This window comes from Streptomyces corynorhini (assembly GCF_003346515.1).
Taxonomy (GTDB): domain Bacteria; phylum Actinomycetota; class Actinomycetes; order Streptomycetales; family Streptomycetaceae; genus Streptomyces; species Streptomyces corynorhini.
Window position 1 is genome coordinate 1 of sequence record NZ_QQNA01000286.1, and the last position, 5,130, is coordinate 5,130.

General features: G+C 69.2%; 7 protein-coding genes. 1 reads left to right on the forward strand and 6 read right to left on the reverse strand.

Going from position 1 to position 5,130, the window contains the following annotated elements; all coding sequences use genetic code 11:
• Window positions 1-180 (forward strand): hypothetical protein (locus tag DVH02_RS36505; RefSeq protein WP_233518528.1); only part of this gene is annotated, 180 nt, incomplete at its 5' end.
• Between the two features lie 45 nt (window positions 181-225).
• On the opposite strand, the gene DVH02_RS29240 is transcribed toward DVH02_RS36505, so the two are convergent.
• The 6 genes from DVH02_RS29240 to DVH02_RS29265 all read right to left on the reverse strand — a co-directional run.
• Window positions 226-867, reverse strand: a complete 642-nt coding sequence (locus DVH02_RS29240; protein ID WP_114626868.1) for a hypothetical protein — start codon at window positions 865-867, stop codon at window positions 226-228.
• Between the two features lie 104 nt (window positions 868-971).
• Complete coding sequence (locus DVH02_RS29245) at window positions 972-1,760, reverse strand: succinate dehydrogenase iron-sulfur subunit (protein WP_114626869.1); 789 nt, start codon at window positions 1,758-1,760, stop codon at window positions 972-974.
• The gene (sdhA, locus tag DVH02_RS29250) at window positions 1,760-3,514 is read right to left on the reverse strand and encodes a succinate dehydrogenase flavoprotein subunit (RefSeq protein ID WP_114626870.1); all 1,755 of its coding nucleotides are present in this window, start codon (window positions 3,512-3,514) and stop codon (window positions 1,760-1,762) included. Before sdhA ends, DVH02_RS29245 begins: the two co-directional genes overlap by 1 nt.
• Before the next feature lie 21 nt (window positions 3,515-3,535).
• Window positions 3,536-4,015, reverse strand: a complete 480-nt coding sequence (locus DVH02_RS29255; RefSeq protein WP_114626871.1) for a succinate dehydrogenase hydrophobic membrane anchor subunit — start codon at window positions 4,013-4,015, stop codon at window positions 3,536-3,538.
• Between the two features lie 8 nt (window positions 4,016-4,023).
• Window positions 4,024-4,404, reverse strand: coding sequence for a succinate dehydrogenase, cytochrome b556 subunit (gene sdhC / locus DVH02_RS29260; RefSeq protein WP_114626872.1), 381 nt, complete (start codon window positions 4,402-4,404; stop codon window positions 4,024-4,026).
• Window positions 4,405-4,572: 168 nt separating this feature from the next.
• Window positions 4,573-5,130, reverse strand: a 558-nt coding sequence (locus DVH02_RS29265) for a 2-oxo-4-hydroxy-4-carboxy-5-ureidoimidazoline decarboxylase (RefSeq protein ID WP_407697692.1), incomplete at its 5' end; no start/stop codon positions are given.

Consider the following 5,130-nt stretch of genomic DNA (forward strand, 5'->3'; position numbering starts at 1 on the left):
CGGGGTGCGCGGTGGACACCCCGGTCGGACGGCGAGGGCGCCGCGGGACGGGCGGCCGAGGCGGCGCGGACCCTGTCGCGCGCGTGGCCGCCCTGTCAGTGCGGCGGTCCCAAATGCCGCCCGGACGACGAGATTCCGGAGGTGCCTGGCCCGGACGGCAGCAAGGAGAGCGGCAGTTGAGCCACCCCCCGCCCGCCCTCGTCGGTACGGCGGCTCCGCGCGTCGTCACATGCTGCTGAGCGAACGGCCGTAGTTGACCTGGCCCATGACCATCTGGAAGGCGTCCGGATGGTTGGCCGGGATCATCGTCGCGTGGTGCCTGCCGCCGCCCGTGACCGTGACCTGGATGAATCCGGTCGTCTTCTTCTCCTTCATCAGGAGGAAGAGCAGACCGATCAGGCACAGCAGGGCGAAGACGATCGCCAGCACGATGGCGACCGGCGGAATGCGCTCCTCCGTACGGGACATGTCCGTGGCGTTCCACACCGCGCCCCGCAGCGGAATCGGCCCCGAAGGAGTGACGATCTGGTCCCCGACGACCGTGATGTCACCGATCGCCAGCACCGGCGCCCCGCCGCCCGCGCCCATCGGCACGGGCAGCTGCTCCGCGTACCCGGGCCCCTGCTGCGGATAGCCGTATCCGGGCGCGGCGGCGGGATAGCCGTACGCCGGGGCCCCGCCGCCGGGCGCCCCGCCCACCGGGCCGCCGGGCATCGTGCCGCCGGGCATCCCGTCGGCGAGCGTCGGCGGCGGGAAGTCGTACTCCGGGCTCCCGGTCGGCCTGTCCGGAGCCGGGCCGCCCGGCGCCGCACCTCCCGGTGGCCCCCAGTTGTACCCACCGTCCGCGTGCGGATTCGGCTCGCTCATCTCTCTCCCCGCTTTCCTGATGCTGTCGGCGCTCCGATCCTGACACAGCCGGGGCCCGTCTCCGTACCTACGGAAACGGGCCCCGGCCGCGATCGGACGTACCGTCAGAAACGGCGCGTGATCAGCGCGCGCTTGACTTCCTGGATGGCCTTCGTGACCTCGATACCGCGCGGGCAGGCGTCCGTGCAGTTGAACGTGGTGCGGCAACGCCACACGCCGTCCTTGTCGTTGAGGATCTCCAGGCGCTGCTCGCCGGCCTCGTCGCGCGAGTCGAAGATGAACCGGTGCGCGTTCACGATCGCGGCGGGGCCGAAGTACTGGCCGTCGTTCCAGAACACCGGGCAGGACGACGTGCACGCCGCGCACAGGATGCACTTGGTGGTGTCGTCGAAGCGCTCACGGTCCTCGGCGGACTGGAGCCGCTCACGGGTCGGCTCGTTCCCGCTGGTGACCAGGAAGGGCATCACGTCGCGGTACGCCTGGAAGAACGGGTCCATGTCGACGATCAGGTCCTTGAGGACCGTCAGCCCCTTGATGGGCTCGACCGTGACGGGCTTGGTGACCGTCCCGTTCTTGTCGACCGAGATCAGGTCCTTGATCAGCGTCTTGCACGCCAGCCGGTTACGGCCGTTGATCCGCATCGCGTCCGAACCGCAGATGCCGTGCGCGCAGGAGCGCCGGAAGGTGAGCGTGCCGTCGAGATCCCATTTGATCTTGTGGAGGGCGTCGAGGACACGCTCCTTGGGATCGATGTCGATCCGGAAGTCCTGCCACTGGACCTCGTCCGAGACCTCCGGGTTGAACCGGCGGATCCGGAAGGTGACAGCGATGAGGTGGGAGGAGGTGGAGTCCGCCTCCAGCGCCTCCAGCTTGTCCATGGTCGGGGTAGCCATCAGTACTTACGCTCCATCGGCTGGTAGCGGGTCTGGACGACCGGCTTGTAGTCGAGCCGGATCGACTCGGCACCGTCGTCGCCCACCTCGCGGTACGCCATGGTGTGGCGCATGAAGTTGACGTCGTCGCGGTTCGGGAAGTCCTCGCGGTAGTGACCGCCGCGCGACTCCTTGCGGGCGAGCGCGGACACGGCCATGACCTCGGCCAGGTCGAGCAGGTTGCCCAGCTCGATGGCTTCCAGCAGATCCGTGTTGAAGCGCCTGCCCTTGTCCTGGACGGACACGTGCAGATAGCGCTCGCGCAGCTCGCCGATCTTGTCGACGGCCGTCTTGATCGTCTGCTCGGTGCGGAACACCATCACGTTGGCGTCCATGCACTCCTGCAGCTCCAGGCGCAGCTCGGCGACCCGCTCCTTGCCCGTGGAGCCGCGCAGCCGCTCCACCTGGGCCTCGACCAGCTCGGCCGGGTTCTCGGGCAGCTCGACGTAGTCGTTGGCCGCGGAGTACTCGGCGGCGGCGATGCCGGACCTGCGCCCGAAGACGTTGATGTCCAGCAGCGAGTTGGTGCCGAGCCGGTTGGCGCCGTGCACCGAGACGCACGCCACCTCGCCGGCCGCGTACAGGCCGGGGACGACGGTGGTGTTGTCCGAGAGGACCTCACCGGTCACGTTGGTGGGGATGCCGCCCATGGCGTAGTGCGCGGTCGGCTGGATCGGGATCGGGTCCGTGTACGGCTCGATGCCCAGGTACGTCCGGGCGAACTCGGTGATGTCGGGCAGCTTGGCGTCGAGCTGCTCCGGCGGCAGGTGCGTGAGGTCGAGGTAGACGTGGTCGCCCTCGGGACCGCAGCCGCGGCCCTCGCGGATCTCCGTGTAGATGGAGCGCGAGACGACGTCGCGGGAGGCGAGGTCCTTCATGACGGGCGCGTACTTCTCCATGAAGCGCTCGCCGTCCTTGTTGCGGAGGATGCCGCCCTCACCGCGGGCGCCCTCCGTCAGCAGGATGCCCATGCGCCAGATGCCCGTCGGGTGGAACTGGAAGAACTCCATGTCCTCCAGCGGCAGCCCGCGCCGGTAGCACGCGGCCTGGCCGTCACCGGTCAGGGTGTGCGCGTTCGAGGTCACCTTGAAGAACTTGCCGGTGCCGCCGGACGCGTAGATGACGGCCTTCGCGTGGAAGACGTGGATCTCGCCGGTGGCCAGCTCGTAGGCGACCACACCGGCGGACTTCTTGACCCCGTCGACCTCGGTCAGGAGCTGGTCGAGGACGTAGAACTCGTTGAAGAACTCCACGCCCTCCTTGACGCAGTTCTGGTACAGCGTCTGGAGGATCATGTGGCCGGTGCGGTCCGCCGCGTAGCAGGACCTGCGGACCGGCGCCTCGCCGTGGTTGCGGGAGTGGCCGCCGAAGCGGCGCTGGTCGATGGTGCCGTCCGGGGTGCGGTTGAACGGCAGGCCCATCTTCTCCAGGTCGAGGACCGCGTCGATGGCCTCCTTCGCCAGGATCTCGGCGGCGTCCTGGTCGACCAGGTAGTCGCCGCCCTTGATCGTGTCGAAGGTGTGCCACTCCCAGTTGTCCTCCTCCACGTTGGCGAGCGCGGCGGCCATGCCGCCCTGCGCCGCGCCCGTGTGGGAGCGGGTGGGGTACAGCTTCGTCAGCACGGCGGTACGGCTGCGCTTGGTCGACTCGATGGCCGCGCGCATACCGGCGCCACCGGCGCCGACGATGACGGTGTCGTACTTATGGATCTTCATGAAGTCTCGTCAGCCCCGGCTTTAGCGGATGTTCGGGTCGAAGGTGAAGATCACCAGCGAGCCGAGAAGGATGGTGAACACCGTGGCGGTGTACAGCAGGCCCTTGAGCCACAGGCGCGTGTTGGTGCGCTCCGCGTAGTCGTTGATGATCGTGCGCAGGCCGTTGCCGCCGTGCAGCATCGCCAGCCACAGCATCGCGAGGTCCCAGACCTGCCAGAACGGGGACGCCCAGCGCCCGGCCACGAAGGCGAAGCCGATCTTGGAGACACCGCCGTCCAGCACCAGCTGGATGAGCAGGTGGCCCAGGACCAGGACGACCAGCACGATCCCGGACAGCCGCATGAAGAGCCACGCGGCCATCTCGAAGTTGCCCCTGGTCGTCTTCGGGGTCTTGGCGGTGCGCTTGCGCGGCGGCTCGATGACCGGAGCCGGGAAGTCCGCGTCGTACAGGCTCTCGCCCTCGACGGGACTGATCGCGGAAGACGTGGTGTCAGTGGACATGCGGTCTCTCAGCTCCCGAAGACTTCGCGTACGGCGTGGCCGAGCACGGGGTAGAGGGCGCCCACCATCAGAACGATCCAGATGCCCACGGCGGACCAGAGCATCTGCTTCTGGTAGCGGGGGCCCTTGGACCAGAAGTCCACGGCGATGACCCGCAGGCCGTTGAGCGCGTGGAAGAGAATGGCGGCCACGAGGCCGTACTCGAGCAGCGCGACGACCGGTGTCTTGTAGGTCGCCACGACGTCGTCGTACGCCTCGGGTGAGACACGGACGAGAGCAGTGTCGAGCACATGTACGAACAGGAAGAAAAAGATGAGCACGCCGGTGACTCGATGAGCCACCCACGACCACATTCCTTCCCGGCCGCGGTACAGCGTTCCAGCCGGCACGGAAAAACCCTCCGGGAGCGGGGATCGGGGCCGGCCGCCATCTTCTACTCAATCAAGCACAGTGGTGTCGGTCGCGCCCGGCCGGGTACGGTCCACCGGCCCCGGCCATCGTAGCGACGAGTTGTCGGTTCGTTCGCGCGGGGTCCCCAGGTGTGATCAAACAGGCAATCAAACCGCCACGGACGGACTATCCGGACACCCCGGGGATACCGCTCCCGGACCGGGCTGCCGTCCCACCAGCCGGGGCGGGTCCTCGACGAGCCGGACGAGCCGGCTCCGGGCGAGTCGGCGCAGTTCGTCGGCGGAGACGGACCGCTCGTGGTCGGGATCGTGACCGAGCCGGGTCCTGATGGCGGCCAGGACGTGATCGAGACACTCGCCGGGCCGCCGGTCGTCGAGGCCGATCACGAAGGCGTGACCGAAGCGGCTCTCGTACGCGGCGTACCCGGCGCGCAGCGCGGTGGCGGCGGCGGGCGGCGCGGCGGGCGGCGCCACGGTGGGCGTTTCGGCGGCGAGGGCCTCGGCGAGATCGCTGAAGGCCAGGTCGTAGCCCGCCTCGTCGGACGCGGCGAGCAGCGCGTCCAGATCGGGGTACGGGCGGGTGGCGGCGATCCGCCGGACCCAGCGGGAGCTGCCGAGGCAGCCGAGCAGCGCGGGTTCGAGGGCGGCCCGCGGGGCGGTGTTGAAGCGCCGGAGGCCGGGCGGCGGGCCGGCGATGGGTGCGCG

Bases quoted from the DNA above. Each gene is read 5' to 3' on its own strand.
- DVH02_RS29240 (WP_114626868.1), bottom strand. From the start codon at position 867: ATGAGCGAGCCGAATCCGCACGCGGACGGTGGGTACAACTGGGGGCCA.
- DVH02_RS29245 (WP_114626869.1), bottom strand. From the start codon at position 1,760: ATGGCTACCCCGACCATGGACAAGCTGGAGGCGCTGGAGGCGGACTCC.
- sdhA (WP_114626870.1), bottom strand. From the start codon at position 3,514: ATGAAGATCCATAAGTACGACACCGTCATCGTCGGCGCCGGTGGCGCC.
- DVH02_RS29255 (WP_114626871.1), bottom strand. From the start codon at position 4,015: ATGTCCACTGACACCACGTCTTCCGCGATCAGTCCCGTCGAGGGCGAG.